Source organism: Nocardia sp. CA-084685, from assembly GCF_050955785.1.
Taxonomy (GTDB): Bacteria; Actinomycetota; Actinomycetes; order Mycobacteriales; family Mycobacteriaceae; genus Nocardia.
This window is the reverse complement of the sequence record NZ_CP192094.1, coordinates 3,523,244-3,542,039: the sequence shown is the minus strand read 5'-3', so window position 1 is coordinate 3,542,039 and position 18,796 is coordinate 3,523,244. Positions and strand designations below refer to the sequence as shown.

General features: G+C 66.2%; 15 protein-coding genes. 10 read left to right on the top strand and 5 right to left on the bottom strand.

Annotated elements, in window-relative coordinates:
* Positions 1-61: 61 nt before the first annotated feature.
* Positions 62-1,096 (top strand): glycoside hydrolase family 172 protein, encoded by a 1,035-nt coding sequence (locus tag ACQP2U_RS16190; RefSeq protein ID WP_433715420.1) that lies wholly within the window; start codon positions 62-64, stop codon positions 1,094-1,096.
* Here the strand turns inward: ACQP2U_RS16190 and ACQP2U_RS16185 are convergent.
* Positions 1,082-1,576 (bottom strand): hypothetical protein, encoded by a 495-nt coding sequence (locus ACQP2U_RS16185; RefSeq protein WP_433715418.1) that lies wholly within the window; start codon positions 1,574-1,576, stop codon positions 1,082-1,084. The two genes, ACQP2U_RS16190 and ACQP2U_RS16185, sit on opposite strands and share 15 nt — an antisense overlap.
* An 85-nt stretch (positions 1,577-1,661) precedes the next feature.
* Between ACQP2U_RS16185 and ACQP2U_RS16180 the strand changes: the two genes are divergently transcribed.
* Together ACQP2U_RS16180 and xylB are read left to right on the top strand one after the other, a co-directional pair.
* Positions 1,662-2,660: a zinc-dependent alcohol dehydrogenase family protein gene (locus ACQP2U_RS16180; RefSeq protein ID WP_433715417.1), complete on the top strand. Its 999-nt coding sequence runs from the start codon at positions 1,662-1,664 to the stop codon at positions 2,658-2,660.
* Positions 2,660-4,069: a xylulokinase gene (gene xylB / locus ACQP2U_RS16175; protein ID WP_433715416.1), complete on the top strand. Its 1,410-nt coding sequence runs from the start codon at positions 2,660-2,662 to the stop codon at positions 4,067-4,069. The genes ACQP2U_RS16180 and xylB overlap by 1 nt, the downstream gene beginning before the upstream one ends.
* Positions 4,070-4,339: 270 nt before the next feature.
* Here xylB and ACQP2U_RS16170 read toward each other — a convergent pair whose 3' ends face one another.
* Positions 4,340-5,815, bottom strand: coding sequence for an FAD-dependent oxidoreductase (locus ACQP2U_RS16170; protein ID WP_433715415.1), 1,476 nt, complete (start codon positions 5,813-5,815; stop codon positions 4,340-4,342).
* Between the two features lie 170 nt (positions 5,816-5,985).
* Here ACQP2U_RS16170 and ACQP2U_RS16165 point away from each other — a divergent pair, with 170 nt between their 5' ends.
* Both ACQP2U_RS16165 and ACQP2U_RS16160 read left to right on the top strand, forming a co-directional pair.
* Entirely contained in the window at positions 5,986-8,403 is a 2,418-nt protein-coding gene (locus ACQP2U_RS16165) for a PEP-utilizing enzyme (RefSeq protein ID WP_433715414.1), read from the top strand.
* Positions 8,404-8,461: 58 nt separating this feature from the next.
* Complete coding sequence (locus tag ACQP2U_RS16160; protein WP_433715413.1) at positions 8,462-9,397, top strand: tyrosine-protein phosphatase; 936 nt, start codon at positions 8,462-8,464, stop codon at positions 9,395-9,397.
* A gap of 13 nt (positions 9,398-9,410) precedes the next feature.
* On the opposite strand, the gene ACQP2U_RS16155 is transcribed toward ACQP2U_RS16160, so the two are convergent.
* Entirely contained in the window at positions 9,411-10,052 is a 642-nt protein-coding gene (locus ACQP2U_RS16155) for a maleylpyruvate isomerase family mycothiol-dependent enzyme (protein WP_433715412.1), read from the bottom strand.
* Positions 10,053-10,332: 280 nt separating this feature from the next.
* Between ACQP2U_RS16155 and ACQP2U_RS16150 the strand changes: the two genes are divergently transcribed.
* The 4 genes from ACQP2U_RS16150 to ACQP2U_RS16135 all read left to right on the top strand — a co-directional run bounded on the left by ACQP2U_RS16150 (position 10,333) and on the right by ACQP2U_RS16135 (position 13,842).
* On the top strand, positions 10,333-11,037 hold the full coding sequence (locus tag ACQP2U_RS16150; protein WP_433715411.1) for a response regulator transcription factor: 705 nt from the start codon (positions 10,333-10,335) through the stop codon (positions 11,035-11,037).
* Positions 11,038-11,163: 126 nt separating this feature from the next.
* Positions 11,164-12,384 carry a 3-hydroxy-9,10-secoandrosta-1,3,5(10)-triene-9,17-dione monooxygenase oxygenase subunit gene (gene hsaA / locus ACQP2U_RS16145; RefSeq protein WP_433715409.1) on the top strand — a complete coding sequence of 407 codons (1,221 nt, stop codon included), beginning with the start codon at positions 11,164-11,166 and terminating at the stop codon, positions 12,382-12,384.
* Positions 12,384-13,232, top strand: coding sequence for an alpha/beta fold hydrolase (locus ACQP2U_RS16140; RefSeq protein ID WP_433715408.1), 849 nt, complete (start codon positions 12,384-12,386; stop codon positions 13,230-13,232). The genes hsaA and ACQP2U_RS16140 overlap by 1 nt, the downstream gene beginning before the upstream one ends.
* 94 nt (positions 13,233-13,326) lie before the next feature.
* Positions 13,327-13,842 (top strand): DinB family protein, encoded by a 516-nt coding sequence (locus tag ACQP2U_RS16135; RefSeq protein ID WP_433715407.1) that lies wholly within the window; start codon positions 13,327-13,329, stop codon positions 13,840-13,842.
* A 4-nt stretch (positions 13,843-13,846) separates the two neighbouring features.
* Here the strand turns inward: ACQP2U_RS16135 and ACQP2U_RS16130 are convergent, their stop codons facing one another.
* Both ACQP2U_RS16130 and ACQP2U_RS16125 read right to left on the bottom strand, forming a co-directional pair.
* A complete protein-coding gene (locus tag ACQP2U_RS16130; RefSeq protein ID WP_433715405.1) occupies positions 13,847-16,120 on the bottom strand; it encodes an ATP-binding protein in 2,274 nt (757 codons plus the stop codon).
* Between the two features lie 79 nt (positions 16,121-16,199).
* Entirely contained in the window at positions 16,200-17,867 is a 1,668-nt protein-coding gene (locus ACQP2U_RS16125) for a 2-isopropylmalate synthase (protein WP_433716484.1), read from the bottom strand.
* 240 nt (positions 17,868-18,107) lie between these two features.
* On the opposite strand from ACQP2U_RS16125, the gene ACQP2U_RS16120 reads away from it, so the two are divergent.
* The gene (locus ACQP2U_RS16120; protein WP_433715404.1) at positions 18,108-18,779 is read left to right on the top strand and encodes a FadR/GntR family transcriptional regulator; all 672 of its coding nucleotides are present in this window, start codon (positions 18,108-18,110) and stop codon (positions 18,777-18,779) included.
* Positions 18,780-18,796: the final 17 nt, after the last annotated feature.

Sequence of the window (18,796 nt, the reverse complement as noted above, 5' to 3'; positions counted from 1 at the left end):
TCTCCTACCTGAAGCGCGCGGGACATGCCGCCGTCACCGACCGATACGGCTGGCCGGGCCTGTGAACGTCCCCGGTTCGGCATCAGAACTCTGGCGGCTCGACGCCGCACGGACCCGCTCGATCAGCGCGGAGAATCCGACCGGCTCCCCCGGTGCCGGAGCTCGCGCCATCGAGGGCACCGGCGCACATGCGGCGCGACTGCTGGGCGCGGGGTGGAAAATCTCCCCGTCAATTCACCTCGATGCGGGCGAAACCGCCACGCTGGCAGACATTTCCGGCTCCGGTGTGCTGACCCACTGCTGGCTCACCACCGACCGCACGGCGCTGCGACAGCTCACGCTCCGCATGCACTGGGATAACGAACCCGAGGCGTCGATCGACCTGCCACTCGGCGATTTCTTCTGCAACGGCTGGGACGAGTTGGCATTGGTGCAATCCGAGATGGTGGTCGTCGCTCCCGCCGGTGGACTGAACAGCTTCTGGCCCATGCCTTTTCGTGCGCACGCCAGGATCACACTGCACAACGGCAGTGACCGCGCGGTGCCGGTCTACTACCAATTCACCTATACCGAGCAGGATGTCCCCGACTCCGCCGGGTATCTGCACGCGCTACGCCGCCACAGCACGCCACTCGGTGCGCCCGCCGTCCACACAATTCTCGACGCGGTACCGGGTCCAGGCCGATACGTCGGCACCTACCTGGCGATTCGCCCCGGCGCACCGGGCTGGTGGGGCGAGGGCGAGCTGAAGTTCTACCTCGACGGCGACACCACCCATCCAACGCTGTGCGGCACCGGCACCGAGGATTACTTCGGTGGCGCATGGAATTTCGATCTCGACGGCGCTTACCGCACGTATTCCACGCCCTATCTCGGCCTGCATCAGGTCGTGCCGCCCGATGAGATCTACCAGCCGCATCAGCGATTCGGGATGTATCGCTGGCATATTCGCGATCCGATCTGCTTCCAGCAGGAGTTGCGCGTGACGATTCAGGCCCTCGGCTGGCATCACGACGGCACCACCTATCTACCGCTGACCGAAGCCGATATCGCGACGACGGCGCTGTGGTACCAGAGCCACCTAATCGCGGCCTAACTCGTCATCCGGGAATTCCATGGCGAGTAGCTCATCCGCGCGGTGCAACGCATCGTCCATCGCCGACTCGATGCCGTCTATGACCGACAGTCCGTCCAGCAGACCGGACAACTCGCGACGGGCGGCTTCCAATTCCGCGACCGCCGGATCGATCCGATACCACCCGACACTCTCATGCCACCAAGCGTTTTCGTCGATCCACGCCCACATGACATCGCGCACCAGCAGGGCATCGGGGGTGTATATCTGGAAGCACTCATCCGATCCGGCGGCGCGGTGCTCGAGTTCGTACACGCCGTCGGGAAGCAGGCGAGCCTGGATGTAAGCGTGCTCGCCGCGTTCGACCACGATCGCCGGATATTCCGGGTCGGGTGGTTCGCGCAGCAGATCGTCCAGCAGCGGATCGGTCAGGGCGGGCAGTGTGGTTCCGTCGCCCGTGCGGACGTGCACATCGGCGTGCCGTTCCGGGTCGTCGCTCACCGCGCCAGTCTGCCGCATCCGGAAATCCGCCATGCGGCGGGGCGAAATGCAGCGGGGCGGCGGGGTTCGGGTGCAAGGTAGTGCTATGCGCGCGGTCGTGATCGAGACGCCTGGGAAATTCGCCGTCCAGTACGTGCTGGATCCGACGCCGGGGCCCGGTGAGGTCGTGGTGCGGGTGGATGCGGTCGGGATATGCGGCACCGATGTGCATATTGCCGACGGCGAGTTCCCGCCGACGCCCTATCCGATCGTGCCCGGTCACGAGTTCGCCGGTTCGGTGGTGGCACTGGGCATCGGGGTCGATGGTGTGCGGGTCGACGATACCGTCGCGGTGGACCCCTCGTTGTTCTGCGGCGCGTGTCATTACTGCGCGATCGGACGCGGGAATCTGTGCGAACGGTGGGGCGCGATCGGCGATACCGTCGACGGCGCGATGGCCGAATACGTCGCGGTGCCCGCCGCGAATTGCTATCGGCTGCCCGAGACGCTGTCGACTACGCATGGTGCGCTTGTCGAGCCGTTGTCGTGCGCAGTCCATGCGTTCGATGTACTGCCACGTGCGCTCGGCGCGCACTATCTGCTGTACGGCGCGGGCACCATGGGTCTGCTGATGTTGCAGCTGGCGCGAGTCGCCGGGGCCGCGTCGGTGTCGGTGGTCGATATCAATACCGCCCGACTCGCCGTGGCCGTCGAGCTCGGCGCGGATGCGGCCGCGACCACTGCCGAGGAGTTCGATCGCCCGCAGGGGTGGGAGGCGGTCATCGACTGTACGGGCGCGATCGCCGCCATCGAGGACGGACTCGGTCGGGTACGCCGGGGCGGGGTGTTCCAGCAGTTCGGGGTGGCGCCGGGTGCGGCGACCGCGTCGATCTCACCGTTCCGTATCTACAACGACGAGATCACCATCGTGGGTTCGATGGCGGTGCTGCACAGCTTCGGCCGCGCGGTGGAACTGATGGGCAAGGGCGTGATCGATGCGGAAACGATGATCACCCATAGTTTCGGACTGGACGAATTCACTGACGCACTGCAGACCTTCCGCGCTGGCACCGGCCGCAAGATCCAGCTCAGGCCGGAAGCCTGATGGCCACCGTCGCGGGAGTGGACAGCTCCACTCAGTCGTGCAAGGTCGTGCTGTGCGATGCCGATACGGGCGAAATTCTGGATGAAGCGCGCGCCCCGCATCCGGCGGGCACCGCGGTGCCCGCGGAATCCTGGTGGCGGGCACTGTGTGCGGCGGGTGACGGGTTGTTGGATCGGGCCGATGCGGTGGCGATCGCGGGCCAACAGCACGGGTTGGTCGCACTCGACGCCGATGGTCGGCCGGTCCGGGATGCGTTGCTGTGGAACGATATCCGATCGGCAGCAGCGGCCGAAGAGTTGATCGCCGAACTCGGCGGCCCGCAAGTATGGGCCGATGCGGTCGGCAGTGTGCCCCTGGCCGCGTTCACCGTCGCGAAGCTGCGGTGGCTGGCCGATCACGAACCCGAGCATGCCGACCGCACACACCAGGTGCTGCTTCCGCACGACTATCTGACCTGGCGGTTACGAGGTGGTCCATCCGATCCCGCGGTCGAACCGACCACTGATCGCGGCGACGCCTCGGGTACTGGCTATTGGTCGCCAACGACCGGTCTGTATCGCGGAGACATACTCGCCCATGCCTTCCGGGGTCGGACACCCGAACTCCCCCGCGTCGCAGGACCCGCCGAAGTGGTCGGACGCACACCCGCGGGCGCGATTGTCGCGGCTGGTACCGGCGATAATGCTGGTGCCGCAATGGGTTTGGGCATTACGAACGGTGATGTCGTCATCTCGCTCGGCACCAGCGGCACTGCCTACACGCGCGCCGCCGTCCCCAGTGCCGATGCCACCGGGGCCATTGCCGGATTCGCCGACGCGACCGGTGCGTTCCTGCCACTGGCCTGCACACTCAATGCCGCCCGCGTACTGGACGCCACCGCCGAACTGCTCGGCGTCGACAGCGCGGGCATGGAAACCCTTGCGCGCCAGGCCCCGCCGGGATCCGAAGGCGTCGTCATGCTTCCCTACCTCTCCGGCGAACGCACCCCGAACCTGCCACATGCCACCGGCAGTCTGCATGGTCTGCGACCGGAAACCTTGCGCCCCAGCCATATTGCGCGCGCCGCCGTCGAGGGCATGCTCTGCAATATGGCCGACGCACTCGACCACCTACGCACCGCTGGAATCCCGATCCAGCGTGTCCTGCTGATCGGCGGTGCGGCCCGCTCCGCCCTGGTCGCCGAGGTCGCCGCCCAGATCTTCGGGCTCACGGTCGCGGTCCCGGAGCCGAACGAATACGTCGCGCTCGGCGCCGCCCGGCAGGCGGCTTGGGCCCTCAGCGGCACCGCACAGCCACCGAGTTGGCCCACGCGCACCGTCGCCGAGGTCCGCGCTCCGAATGACAGTGCGATCGGCAAGCGGATCCGGGCGGCGTACGAGAGCGCCCGACAGGCCCTCTACGCTCGATGAATAGGGTGTCGAGTGGCGATGCTCGGCCTCGGCATCATGGCCGGAATCCTCGTGGCGACCTACACGGCAGTCGAGGTCGCATGACCATTTTCGAACGCCCATACATGGGATTGCCCCGAGTACCGGTACTTCCAACCACATCCACGCGCGCACCTCAGTCCCACTCCCCCACCCACATTCGCGCCCCAGTCTGGACCTCTGATCACGTGGAAACCATGGCGGCAAACGCCGAGAAGCCCCCGCCACGATTGCCACCTGATCTTGATTGCGCTAGTGCGCCGCGTTGGTGCCGGCTTTGCGGCCGAAGAAGGTGGCGTCGCCTAGGGAGGTGCCGCTGATGTAGCCCTCGCCGTGGAGGCCGGAGGTGGCGCGGCCCGCGGCGAAGAGGCCGGCGATGGGGAGGCCGTCGAGGTCGAGGACTTGGCCGTCCAGGGTGGTGTGGAGGCCGCCGAGGGTGAAGACGGAAGCGCCGGTGCCGCGGCGGTCGCCGGATTCCGCGGGCGGACGAACGCCCGCTTTCACGTCGATGGCGGCCAGCGGGGGTGTCAGTGGGCGCAGCCAGCGCGGCGCCTTGTGGAAGTCGGGATCGATTCCGCGCGAGGCGAATTCGTTATAGCGCGTGATGGTGGCGGCGAGCGCGCCGGGTGGCAGGGCGAGTAGTTCGTCGAGTTCGTCGATGGATTCCGCGACGTGGGTCGGGCGCACACCCCAGCGTTCGCGTTCTGGCACCTCCTCGTAGCCCTGTTCGTCGAGCACCACCCACACATTCATATCCTGACCGAACAGCGCGGCTTGGCCGATGCGGCCGGGATAGGTGTCCTCGTTGACGAACCGTTGGCCGCGATGGTTGACGATCATGCCGCGCGCGGCGAAACCCGGAATCAGGGAAGCGCCGACCTGACCGGCCGACATATGCCGTACCGCGGCCCCGACGGCCTGTGCGATGCGGATACCGCTGCCGTCGTCGGTGCCCGCGCTCACCTTGGTGTGGCCCAGTAGTCGCGGCGCGTTGGCGGCGAGCATCTCGTCGTTGTCGACGAAACCACCGGTGGTGAGTACGCATCCGCGTCGTGCCCGAATGGTGAGCTCCGTGCCGTACCGTCGGGCCACCGCACCGACCACCGCACCACCCTCGCCCAAGATCAGATTCGTCGCATAGGTGTCGTATTGTGCTGTGACACCCGCGGATTCGGCCGCCGCCACCAGACAGTCCAGCAGCAACCTACCGCCGAAGTCGTTGGCGGTGGGCCGATGCCCGCGCGGGGCCGCAAGCGCGATTTCGGTGAACGGCCAACTGTTTTCGCCGAGCCACATGAGCCCGTCATCGGTCGGCGGCACCCAGGCGGGAGCATCCCAGAGACTGGGTTTGAACGGCACACCGCGCTCGACGAGCCAGTGGAAATGCGCCACGCTGTGCTCGCTGTAGTGCACGATCTTCGCCACATCCGCGCCCGGCCCGAGCGCCGCCACCAGAAATGCCGCCATCTGCTCGGGGCTGTCGTCGAACCCGCACGCCCGCTGAATCGGTGTACCGCCGCCGAGGTAGATCTCCCCACCCGACAACGCCGACGCACCACCAGGACCACCCGCCCGATCCAGCACCAAAACCTCGGCACCCGCCGTGGCGGCCTCGAATGCGGCACAAGCCCCCGCACTGCCGTACCCGACAACCAGCACGTCGGTCTCGATGTCATAGGACTTCACCTCGGCGGCCGCACGCGGCGCGACCGATTTGCGGACCGTCATGGCATCGAGGTTGCCGCGGGTCCACCGGATTAAGGGAGCGATCATCTCGGTGGTCGAGCCGAGTGCTCCCGTTCAGTGGGACTGGGGCCGATCGCCGCGTCCCGCAGTCGCGATGGTGTGTGAACGGCGTCACGTTTGCCTATCCCGGCGCCACTGAGGAGAGGAAATCGATGCGGGTCCTTGTCACCGGAATCACCGAGCCGAGCGGTCGCGCGGTGGCGCGCATGCTGTTGGCCGCCGGGCACGACGTGGCCGGACTGGACCAGCGGTGGCATCGCTATATCGATCCGCGGGTGCGGTTCACGACCGACCGCACCGCCGCTGTCGAGGGCTGCGCGAGCATCATTCATCTGGCCGCACACGGACTTGCCGAAATCGCCGCCGAGGCGCGCGAAATCGGTGCGCGCGTGGTGGTTCCGGTCGGTCCCCGCTCGGCGCGACTTTCCGATGCCGAGGCCGTGGCGGTGCTGCGAGTCTCGGGGGCAGACAGCGTGCTGGTGCGCACCGCGCCGATTGCCGGTCGCCGGATCGGACACGAAACCCGCCGTGCACTGGATCCGATTCTCGGCTCGAAGTCCGGCGATGGATTCCAACTTCTGCACAGCGACGACCTGGACCGCTTCCTGGTGTCGGCTGCCACCGCACTACCGTCCGGTCATAGCGACGATGGGCTCGAGATCGTCGAACTCGCGGCCCCCGGCGTGGTCACCACCGCCCAGGTGCGCCGCATGATGCGCGAAGCGGGCGTCCACTATTCGGCCTGGGTGCCCGGCTGGTCCGGCCGCCGGCCGCTCCTGGATCCCACTGTCGCACAGCAGAAGTGGGGCTTCCACTGTGGTTGGACCGCACGCGAGGTGGTAGCCGATCTGGTGCGTGGCATGATCGGCCGCAAGCCCGCCAGCGGCGGCTTCCGCAGCCGTCGGGGCGCAATCCCGCTGCCGTCACACGTGATTCCATCGCGTGCCGCGACCTCGGACAACCACCCGCTCACCGATATCGCCCCCGAGGGTCTCGAGGGGGAATTCGATGATCGAGTCGATCAGCGCTACCCGGTCCACACCGCGACCAACACCTCCGAAGCGCTCCCCGGCCCGATGACACCCCTGACCATCGATCTGCAGGCCGGTGCCATCCGCCTCAGTAACGAAGCCATGGGCGAGATGATCGCACTCGACGGAATCGCCTTGGAACATTGGACGAGTCGGGTCACCACCGTGCTCGGCCACCATATCTACATCAATGCCTCGATCGGCGTGCTCGCCGCCGAGAATATGCCGGGCTGGGATGAGGAGAGCATCCGACGCGATGCCTACGGCAATATCCCGGCCGACATCGCCCTGCAGCCGCACGGCAAGCCGCCGATGCCGAGCGGATTGGCCAGCACGCTGGCAACGGCGCGTGCGACGTCGCGAGTCATCGCAACCGCCCGCCGTTTCGGCAAGACGGCCGAACTGATCAACGCCGCATCGCATGCGGAAGCATTGAACGCGAAGGAAATTCGCGCACTCTCCGATGAGCAGTTGCACGTTCGTGCCCTACTGTGGCGCGACCGCCTGCACCAGGCGTGGCAGGCCGCGGCGATCGGTGTGATGATGACCGGCGCCGCCACCGCCATCCACGCACGCGGCAAGGACGCGGGCGAGGTCGCGATCGACCTGACTCGGTTGGAGTCGGCGAAACCCATGCTCGCGGTGGAACGGCTGGCCGAATTCTGCCGCGCCGATGCCGATCTCGCCGACCTTGCACGTGCCGGTGATACCGATGCGGCCCGGGCAATACCCCCCGCCTTCGCCGCCGCGCTCGATGATGAGCTGGCGAAGGTGGGGCACCGAGGTCCCGGTGAATGCGAGCTGATCAACCCGACATTCGGTGATCGCCCAGCCCTCTTGGTGAGCGCCGCCGCCCGCGCCGCGCAAATGCCGGCGCCCAAGCGCGAATCCGTGGACCCGTCGGCGAGTCGCACCGCCCGAATGGCCGCGGGAGCCACCGTGGCCAGGGAACGCGCGCGAGACGGCGTCGTCCGGATCACGAACTGCCTGCGGCTTGCCGTGCGCGAGCGGGCCGATCGGCTCGTACGCGCCGGTCGACTGCGCGAACTCGACGACGCCTGCTACCTCACGCTGGACGAAATCTTCTGTCTCCCAGCGGATGCGGCCGACAAGGTGGGCCGTAGGCGCGCGGAACGCACTCGATTGCAAACCATCAGAATGCCCGATGTCATTGCCGGACAATGGGAACCGGTCCCCGGTGCGCCGGCCCTCACCGCCGACGAGAGTCTGACCGGTATCGGCGTCTGCGCCGGTGTGGTCGAGGGCCGGGTGAAGCTGGTGCTGTCGCTCGATGACGATATCGAGCCCGGCGACATCCTGGTCGCCGCGGTGACCGACACCGGCCACACCGCCATGTTCGCCTACGCCGCCGCCGTGATCACCGATATCGGCGGGTCCGCATCCCATGCCGCGATCGTCGCCCGCGAATTCGGCATTCCCTGCGTGGTCGACACCAAGACCGCGACGACCAGCCTCGCCGACGGTCAGCGCGTGCGCGTGGACGGCGCGGCCGGGACGGTCACGTTGCTGGCCGACTGAGCACGGCTCCAACTTGGGCCGCCGACCATATGCGGCCCTTGATGAAAGGAACACCCTCGTGAAGACTTCGCGCGCTTTCCGCGGCACGATCGCGGCCGCGGCCGTGGTGCTGGTCGGCGTTTTCCCGGCGCTGGCCGGACCGGCATCGGCACGTCCGGCGCTTTCCGGGCCGACACCGGTGCTGCGGTCTCCGGGCCAGGCCGATCGGCCGCTGGGTCTGGCGCATGCGCCGAATGCCCGTGATATCGGCGGCTATCCGGCCAAGGGCGGTAGTTCGGTCGCGACCGGTGTCGTGTACCGCTCCGACGCGCTGGCCAAACTCGATGCGAGCGAACAGCAGAAGCTGGTGTCGCTCAACATCACTCAGGTCATCGACTTCCGCAGCCCCATCGAAACCGGACGCGATCCCGATCGACTCCCGGCATCGATTCGCCGCACCGAACAGCCGGTCTACGATCCGGCCAATGACTTCTACCTCATGGTGGCGCGCCTGATCCAGGCCGGACCGGCCGCGCAACAGGAGGCGCTCGGCGACGGCAAGGCCGCCGAGATCATGCGCGACTACTACGCCTGGTTCGTTTCGAATCCCACCGCGCGCGCCCAGTTCGCCAAGGCCGTCACCGACATCGCGACCGCGCACGGTGCGGTGCTGTACCACTGCACGGCCGGTAAGGACCGCACCGGTTGGATGACCGCGATCCTGATGAGTGCGCTGGATGTGCCGAAGGGCCAGATCTACAACGACTTCCTGGACTCCAACGACAACTTGGCGGCCGGGAACAAGGCGCTGTTGGACGGACTCGTCGCCCAGGGCTTGGTGACCGATCGTGCGCTGTGGGAGCCGATCCTCGGTGTACAGCGCGAATTCCTGGACGCTGCCTTCGACCAGGTCCATACTTCCTACGGCTCGTTCGACCGCTTCCTCAGCGATGGTCTCGGGATCGACGGCGCGACACTCGACGCGCTGAAAGCGAAGTTGCTGACCAAGCACTGAGCTCGTGCCGGTGTCACCGCGAAGGTGGCACCGGCTCGGTGAATCTCTCGGCCGCCTCGCCCCGCAGACTCCCCGCGGGCAGCGTCCGGCCGCACAACACCAGCAGCAGATGCTGAGCCGAGCCCGCGAGTACCGATCCCGAACCGTAAACGAAGTCGAGATCGTCGGCCCGCAGCTCGATCCCGTCCAGATCGACGCCGAAGAAGTTGACGCTCCGCGGCGAGAGCGCGCCGAGCACGATTCGCATGCGCTCGGCCGGGACGACACGGTCGAGCCCGAGCGCGACGGTGATATCCAAACCGTGGATGACATCGTGACTCAGCGCACCCGCGTACCCGCCGCCCGGCGGCTTCCACGGATGATTCACATTGTCGCGCACCGCGGCAACCAGTTCCTCAGCGGTCAGCGCTGCCGCATCCGCCCGCGCACCCTTATCCGCCATCTTGTTGAAATTTCCACGCGCCTTGAGCATTTCGATCGCAAATCGCGGCGTGGACATCCGAAACGGCATGGTGATATGCGCGACCACCTCCCGCACCCGCCATCCGGCACACAACGTCGGCTCATCCCACTGCTCGTCCTCCAGCCCGGCCAGCAGTTCCGCCAACTCACCCCGCTCCGCCTCGATCGCCGCCCGCACTTCGGTCTCGGTCATCGCATCTCCTCCAACCCATAGCCAGCCCCTCACCTCCTACGACGAACCCCACCTCCGAAACTCATCGGTCGCCGAGAGAATCGATCAAGATCAGGCGGCACTGATGGTGGGGCCTTCTCGCGTTTTGCCGCCACGGTCTTCCACCGTGATCACTTGCCCAACCGGGGGGCGGAGCCCGGTTTCCCAAGGGTGGCAAGGGAATAACTTTGCGCGGTGGGGCGTCGGCGGCAACCATGCTTGTTCGCTGCTGTTGGGCGGATCGTGCGGGAAGGTGAGACGGATGCGGCTGGTCATGATCGATGATGATGCCGATGGCGGCGACGCCCTGGCGCAGGGACTCGAATTGCACGGGCATCAGGTGGAGCGTAAGCATCGGGGGGCGGATCTGCTCCTGGCGCATCATGGCTATCACGCCGTTATCCTCGATATGGGTCTGCCGGATATGGACGGGTTGCAAGTTTTGCGCAAATTGCGCGAGGTGAGCTCGGTGCCGGTGGTAATTCTCGGCGAACATGCCGATGAGCGTTCGATTGTGCTCGGGCTACACAGCGGCGCCGACGATTATTTGGTCAAACCCGCGCGCATCGGTGAGTTGGCCGCGCGGCTGGAGGCGGTCACGCGCCGGGTCGGCGTTGCCAGTATCGCCCGGGGTAAGACCGTGACCAGTGAGGACGTTCGCGTGGATCTCGCGGCCCGGCGGGTCGAGGTGGCCGGGGAACTGGTTCCACTCACCCGGCTGGAGTTCGAGTTGCTGCGCGTGTTGGTCGAGCGGCCCGGAATCGCCGTCAGCCGAGAGCAACTGATGGACTGCGTCTGGGGCGACTCGATGCTGGCGGTATCGCGGAAACTGTATGTGCATATGGCCTCTTTGCGCGCGAAGTTGGACCGCCCCGGGCTGATCACGAATATTCGCGGTTATGGCTATCGCTGGGGTCCGGATCCTTACGAAAACACCGCCGAATCGAATTTGCTGCACGCGGTATAGACGCCCCCTCCGAGCGTTCCGATCACCGGGACTTGTTCCCGACGCGCGGTCACGGCCGCCATAGCGTCACAACTATGGCGTCGTCCGGCACACCGGTCGCGGAATCAGAACATAGGAGGAGACCCCATGGGGCCAGCATCGCCCAGCGATTCGATGAGGGGTAGTGGCCGGGTGAGTGGTGGGCCCAATAAGGTGCTCGATCGGGTTCGGGATCTGCTCCCGGCGATCCGGGAGCGAGCCGCGGACACCGATCTGCAGCGTCGGGTTCCGGTGGCGAGCATCGGGGAACTGACCGAGGCGGGGGTGTTCCGCATGCTGCAGCCGTCGCGTTTCGGCGGCGACGAAGCCTCCCCGGTGGCGTTCTACGAAGTCATTCGAACAATCGCCTCGGCGTGCCCGTCCACCGGCTGGGTTTCCTCGGTGCTCGGCGTGCACCCCTGGCAGTTGGCACTTTTCCCATTGCTGGCGCAGGAAGAGGTATGGGGCGAGGATTCCGACACGCTCATTTCCTCGTCGTACGCGCCGACGGGTCGACTCACGCCGGTCGAAGGCGGTTACGAGGTCAGCGGACGGTGGAGTTTCTCCTCCGGCTGCGACCATGCCCAGTGGGCATTCCTGGGCGCACTGGCTCCGGACGAGCACGGCAACCCCAAGGACTATCTGACAATCCTGGTGCCGCGCAACGACTATCGCATCGACGACGTCTGGCATGTGGTCGGCCTGTCCGGCACCGGCAGCAACGATATCGTCATCGAGAAAGCTTTCGTTCCCCATCACCGCGCCTATAGCGCCACCGAGCAGTCGCAGTTGCGCGGCCCGGGCCAGGAGGCCAATCCTGCTGCGCTGTATCGGATTCCGTTCGCGGGCGTCTTCTCCAACACCATTACCGCACCCATCATCGGAGCCGCACAGGGCGCGTACGAGGCGCATATCGAGCGGATGCGCGAGCGAGTCCGGCTGTCCTACGGCGGCCAGAAGGTGGCCGAGGACGCGTTCGCGCACGTACGGGTCGCCCGCGCGGGCTCCGAAATCGACGCGGCCATCCTGCAAATGGAACACAACATCGGCGAGCAACTGCGTTATGCCGAAGCGGGCGAAGAGATTCCGTACGAAATCCGGCTGCGCACCCGCCGCGACCAAGTGCGCGGAACCGAGCGCGCGATCCAGGCGATCGAGCTGCTGTTCGACAACTCCGGTGGCCACTCGATCCGCAAACCCAATCCGATCGAACGGCACTGGCGCGACGCACACGCGGGCAGTGTGCACGTCATCAACGATGTCGAGCGTGCCCTGGCCATGTTCGGCCGCGGTGAATTCGGCCTTCCGGTCGAAGATCGGATGGTCTGATGGACGCGGCGGATACCAGTCGCCATATCACCGTCGACGGCCTGAAACTTCGCTACCACGAGGCGGGTTCGGGTCCGCCGCTCGTACTACTGCACGGCTCCGGCCCCGGTGTATCGGGCTGGGCCAACTTCGGCGCGAACCTGCCGGTGCTCGCCGAACACTTCCGCTGCCTGATCCTGGACCAGCCGGGCTTCGGCGCGAGCGAACGCCCGGAGGTATACCAGCGCAACTATCTGCGCATCGCCGCCGACGCGGTGCTCGGATTGCTGGATCAACTCGAACTACCGACGGTGCATCTGCTCGGCAACTCGATGGGTGGTGCGGTGGCGACGCTCGTGGCGCTGGAACACGGCCAGCGCATCGCTCGACTGGTGCTCATGGCTCCGGGTGGTGTGGGCGTCAACGTACTCGGACCCGAACCGTCCGAAGGGATTCGACGGCTGCTCGACTTCACCGGCGAGCCGACCCGCGACCGCGTACTCACCTGGCTGCGGACGATGGTCTTCGACGAGGCGATACTCACCGACGAACTCATCGAGAACCGTTGGGCCGCGGCGGCGGATCCGGCCGCCATCGCGGCGATCCGCGATGCCTACGCGACCTTCGCGAATCCCGCCTTCGCGGAACCGATTCCGCTGTGGGCGCGCCTGCGCACACTGCGCAATGAGGTGTTGCTGCTGTGGGGCCGCGATGATCGGGTCACCCCGGTCGAGGGTGCGCTGCTGCCGTCACGTCAGCTGCCGAATGCCGATCTGCGGCTGTTCGGGCGCTGCGGACACTGGGTGCAGATCGAGCGCAAGGATGCCTTCGAGCGCGCGGTCATCGACTTCCTCAACTCCGGTATCTAGCGCCGATGCCGAGGCGACATAGGCATCACTATGTCCGGACGATGTCGCATCAATTCGTGAGATCCGGCTGCGGCTTCGGAGTTACAGTCGGCCGGTGACGTGGACCGCACCCGAGATCACCAGAACCAAGCCGCCACTGGTCGCCGATGAGCGGACCATGCTGCAGACCTGGCTGGACCTGCACCGCCGCACCTTACTGTGGAAATGCGCGGGGCTCGAGGCCGAACAGCTGAAGCGGCGCTGCGTCGCACCCTCGACGCTGTCGCTGCTCGGGCTGGTCCGCCACCTCGCCGAATGCGAACGCGGCTGGTTCCGCATCGCCACCTGCGGCGAACCGCTGGATTATCTGTACTGCAGCGAAGACAATCCGGACGGCGATTTCGACGATATCGCCAATGCCGACGCCGCCGCGGATCTGGCGACGCTGCACGCGGAGATCAAGTCGGCCGACGCCGCCGTCGCGGACCTACCCCTGGACCACGTTTTCACTCATCGCGGTACCGAATTCAGCTTGCGCTGGGTCTATGTGCACATGATCGAGGAATACGCGCGACACAACGGTCACGCCGACTTCCTGCGCGAACGCATCGACGGCACGACCGGCGACTGAGGCGTCAGATCTGATTCCGGCTGACCCACGCGGCGATCTGCGTCCGCGAGGTGAAACCCAATTTGGTGAGAATGTGGTCGACGTGACTCTCGACGGTGCGAATCGAAATCACCAACTCACTCGCGATGCTCTTATTGGTGTAACCCGCCCCGATCAACCGCGCGACTTCTCGTTCGCGGCGAGTAAGCTCGTCTGCCGCAATAGTTTTCACCGGCGCGGCAGCCGGCGCGGTGCCGAGCGCGAAAGCTACTGCCGACTCCAACCCCAAGGCCGCACCCGCATCGAATGCCGCCTGGAACTCCTTCTCGCCCATCGCATCACGCACCTGTAGACGCACCTTGTCCCCCACGAATTCGGTCATCTCGTGCGCGAGCCGCTGGGTACTGCCGCGCCGCACCGTCGATGCCGCGCCCATCAGGCGTGCCGCACGGTTCAGATCGCCATCGGCCGTCGCCACCCACGCCAGTCCGTCGAAACCGGACGCCGTCCACACGCACCGGTCGAACAGGCTGAACAGCTCGACCGCCTTGCGCAGTTCCGCGATCGCCTCGTCCTGTTCGTCTTTACGCCAGCGATCGGTCCCCACCGCCCAATGCCCCAGCCCGCCCAACAGGTGCGAGCCGTAGTCTCGGGTCTTGGCGAGAAAGCGATCCGCGATCGTGCCCGCGCGTTCGTCGTCCAACACCAGCGCACACACATAGGCGAAGGCCAGACTCTCCATCTCGACGCCGTGGTGGGCGCAGGCACGCGCGCGGTCGGATGCGGCCTCGGCGATATCGAGTGCCTGTCTCGGTTCGTCGTTGGCGAATGCCAGTAGTGCGGCGAGCAGGGCATGTTCGACGAGAACGTCTTCGGCATCGAGTTCGATGGCGATTCCCAGACATTCGTCCGCGAATCGCGTCGCGGTCCGGGGATCCGAGAGCATGGCGGCGATCACCGAGGCCGCCGCGAGTGCGCGCGCCCGATCCTTTGTATGGTCGTGATCCTTCTCCAGCGCTTCCAGGAGCCAGCGATAGCCCTCCAGTAGGAAGCGGTAGTGCTCCCAGAACGGGCGCAGTTCCGTCGCGATCTCCAGTGCGCGATGGGCACTTTCTGGATCGGCGAGCGAGAACTGCAGTGCCGCACGCAGATTCGGATGTTCGCGGGTGACATCACGGAACCAGGTGATATCCTCGCTGCCCCAGTACGCGGTGCGTCCCCGCGCGGCGATTCCGTGATAGTAGTCGCGATGACGCAGCCGCACCGCCCGCTCACCACCGTGGGCGACCAATCGCGCCAAGGCGAACTGACGCAACGGTTCGAGCATGGTGTAGCGCCCGGTACCGTCGCTGTTCTGCCGATGGCCGAGTACCGACTTGTCCACCAAACCGGTCAACGCGTCCAACAGCGCGTCCGGGACCGTGCAGACCGCCTCCGCGGCGTCCAGGTCGAATCCACCCGCGAAGACCGACAGCTGTTCCCACAGACGCTGTTCGTCGGGCGTGCAGAGGTCGTAACTCCACCGGATCGCGGCCTCCAGGGTCTGCTGCCGCTCCGGCGCGGTACGCAATCCGGCGGTGAGCAGCCGCATCGCATCGTCCAGGCGCGCGAGCACCTGATCCGGCGTGAACATCCGCAACCGCAATGCCGCCAGTTCGAGTGCCAGCGGTATGCCGTCCAGGCGACGACAGATCGCCGCGAGCACCCGCCGATTGGCGTCGGTCACCTGGAAATCGGGATTCGCCGCGACCGCCCGGTCGATCAGCAGCCGCAGTGCGTCACTGTCGACGTGCGCCGGGCGTGCCTCGTCCTCGTCCACCTCCGGAACCGCGAGCGGCAATACCGGCATGACCTGTTCCCCGGCGACCCCGAGCGACTCACGACTGGTCGCGAGGACCCGTACGTCGGTGGTCGCCGGAATCAACCGGTCCACGAGTTCGGCACACGCGCCGATCAAGTGCTCGCAGTTGTCCAGGATCAGCAGCAGGCTCTTGTCGGCCAGGAATTCGGTCAGGCCGATAACGGGGGAAGTGGTGTCGTCGCGCAGGCCGAGCGCCTGCGCGACGCTCAACGCCACCAAGTCCCCATCGTGCACATGCGCCACCTCGACCAGCCACACACCGTCGGGAAAGGCGCGACGCACCGTCTCCCCCACCCGTCGGCTGAGCCGGGTCTTGCCGACGCCGCCCGGTCCGGTCAGGGTGAGCAGCCGAGTGCTGGACAGCAGCTTGCGGGCCGTGGCGACCTCGGCGTCACGACCGACGAAGCTCGTCACCTCAGCGGGGAGGTTCCCTGTCACGTGCCGCACCACGCTGCATACCTTTTCATGCGCGGCCGCCGTCCCGGGCATTTTGACCGAGATGTCCTAGTGGTACCCGTTAGGAGACTATCGCGTTCGCGGCTCGGATGACGGCGGCCAGCGACGCGGTGAGAACCGAATCGCTGCGTCCGCAGACCCATCCGGTCCGCGCACCGATGCGGTATTCGAGGTAGGTGATCGCGGTCCCGTCGTTGCCCGCTCCGATCGACTGCTGGGTCAAGCCGAGCACCTCAACCGGATGCCCCACCCGCGCCAGTGCCACGGTGAGTGCCTCGATGGGACCGATATCGCGATGTTCGCTGCGCTCGGCGACACCGCCGACGCTCAGTGTGATCTCGGTGGACGCGTCGGTCGTGCGCCATCGCGTCAACTCGACCGAGCCCGCCGGGGTGTACAGATAGGTCGCCTCGAACAGCTCGAACAGTTCGGCGGCGGTGATCTCCAGACCGGTGTCATCGGTGCGCGTCTGCACATGCCGCGCGAAATCGATCTGCAGTCGACGCGGCAGTTCCAGACCGTATTCGGACTCCAGCAGATAGGCGATGCCGCCCTTGCCGGACTGGGAGTTCACCCGGACCACCGCGTCGTAGTCGCGCCCGATATCGGTCGGATCGATCGGCAGATACGGGACATGCCAATCGAGTTCACGCTCGTCGATACCGGTCGCGGCCGCCCGTTCACGATGTTCGGCTATCCCCTTCTTGATCGCGTCCTGATGGGTGCCGGAGAACGCGGTGTGTACGAGATCGCCCACATAGGGATGCCTTTCGTGGATCGGCATGCGTGTGCAGTACTCGACGGTCCTGCGGATCTCGTCGATATCGGAGAAGTCGATCATCGGATCGATGCCCTGCGCATGCAGATTCAACGCCAGTGTGGCGATATCGACATTGCCGGTGCGTTCACCATTGCCGAAGACACAGCCCTCCACACGTTGAGCTCCCGCGAGTACCGCCAGCTCCGCGCACGCGATACCGGTCCCCCGGTCATTGTGCGGATGCACGGACAAGATGACACTATCGCGCCGGGCCAGATTCTTGTGCATGTACTCGATCTGGTCGGCGTAGACGTTCGGTGTCGCAACCTCCACCGTGGCAGGCAGATTCAGGATCACCGGCCGCTGCGGGGTGGCTTCCCACATGGTCGTCATGCGGTCGCAGATGTCGAGTACGAAGTCCGGTTCGGTCAGGTTGAATACCTCGGGCGAGAATTCGAATCGGACATTCGGCAGATCACCGGCGAATTCGAGCACTTGGCGGCCGCCGGACACGATCAGCTCGCGCAGTTCATCGGTGTCCTTGCCCAGCACCACGTTTCGCCACACGGGCGCTGTCGCGGTGTACATGTGGATGACGACCTCGTTGCGGATTCCGCGCACCGACTCCACCGTGCGCTCGATGAGATCGCGTCGGGCCGGCGTGAATACCACGATCGTGACATCCTCCGGCGCGATATCGGTGCGCGCGATCAGGCGGACGAAATCGAAATCGGGCTGCGACGCGGACGGGTAGCCGACCTCGATCTCCTTGTAGCCCATGGCGACCAGCAGCTCGAAGAACCGCTGCTTGCGTGCTGGATCCATGGGTTCGGCCAGCGCCTGGTTGCCGTCGCGCAGATCGACCGGCACCCACAGCGGCGCGTGGCTGAGCCGGGCATTCGGCCAATCGCGTTCGGCGAGTGGCACTTGCACTCGATCGTAGACACTTCGGTAGCGGTGCGAGGGCATCTGCGAATGCCGCTGCCTATTCCAGGCCGAGACGGCACCGGCGGGCGTAGCGATGGTGGGGAACGTGGTCATGATTACTGCTTCCTGGCCTCTCGTGGCCGTCCCAGAACGGTGACCGGCCACGACGAAGCCCCACGGCGGGTGGCCGGTCGTTAGGCCCCGCCGTGGCGGCTAAGCAGAAGCATGGTGCGCATGATTGCTAGACTATACACAACTCCTCAGACAAGTAGAGAGGTTCGGATGGTCTCGCAGGTTCGGCGGCATCCGCTCGCGGCACAGGCGGCGGAACTGCTGCTCACCCGGATCCGGAACGGGGAATGGCCACTGGGACATCGCCTTCCGGGTGAGACGACGCTCGCCGCCCAGCTCGGCGTCGGCCGTTCGACGCTGCGCGAGGCGATCCGCGAATTGGCGGGTAAGGGCGTGCTCGACAGTCGTCAGGGCGCGGGTGTTTTCGTGACCGCGCTGGATGTCACCGAGGACTGGGATGTGGTGCTTCGCCGCGCCACCATCGCCGCGGTCATCGAGGCCCGCATCGCGATCGAGGCCGAGGCCGCCGCCCTGGCCGCCCAACGCCGCACCCCGGCCGACCTGCGCGCCATCCGCCGGGCCCTGGCCACGCGCGAGGCGCACGGCGAACCGATCGCCGACCACGTCGATGCCGATATGGCATTCCATCGCGCCGTCATCGTCGCGGCCCACAACGATGTGCTCACCCAACTCTTCGACAGCTTCCTCCCCCGGCTCCGGGTGGCGATGATCGATATGCTCAAGATCCGCCCGGTCCCCTCGGAGCCCGCCGACCACGACGCGCATATTCGGCTCACGGATGCGATCGCACATCGAAATCCCAGTGCCGCAGCGGAATTCAGCCGAAAGCACCTGACCGCTTTGAAAGACGCGTTCACCTGATGATTGAACGGAGATCT

Bases quoted from the DNA above. Each gene is read 5' to 3' on its own strand.
- ACQP2U_RS16155 (WP_433715412.1), bottom strand. From the start codon at position 10,052: ATGACCGAGACCGAAGTGCGGGCGGCGATCGAGGCGGAGCGGGGTGAG.
- ACQP2U_RS16125 (WP_433716484.1), bottom strand. From the start codon at position 17,867: ATGCCCTCGCACCGCTACCGAAGTGTCTACGATCGAGTGCAAGTGCCA.
- hsaA (WP_433715409.1), top strand. From the start codon at position 11,164: ATGGGGCCAGCATCGCCCAGCGATTCGATGAGGGGTAGTGGCCGGGTG.
- ACQP2U_RS16180 (WP_433715417.1), top strand. From the start codon at position 1,662: ATGCGCGCGGTCGTGATCGAGACGCCTGGGAAATTCGCCGTCCAGTAC.
- ACQP2U_RS16140 (WP_433715408.1), top strand. From the start codon at position 12,384: ATGGACGCGGCGGATACCAGTCGCCATATCACCGTCGACGGCCTGAAA.
- ACQP2U_RS16150 (WP_433715411.1), top strand. From the start codon at position 10,333: ATGCGGCTGGTCATGATCGATGATGATGCCGATGGCGGCGACGCCCTG.
- ACQP2U_RS16120 (WP_433715404.1), top strand. From the start codon at position 18,108: ATGGTCTCGCAGGTTCGGCGGCATCCGCTCGCGGCACAGGCGGCGGAA.
- xylB (WP_433715416.1), top strand. From the start codon at position 2,660: ATGGCCACCGTCGCGGGAGTGGACAGCTCCACTCAGTCGTGCAAGGTC.
- ACQP2U_RS16165 (WP_433715414.1), top strand. From the start codon at position 5,986: ATGCGGGTCCTTGTCACCGGAATCACCGAGCCGAGCGGTCGCGCGGTG.
- ACQP2U_RS16170 (WP_433715415.1), bottom strand. From the start codon at position 5,815: ATGACGGTCCGCAAATCGGTCGCGCCGCGTGCGGCCGCCGAGGTGAAG.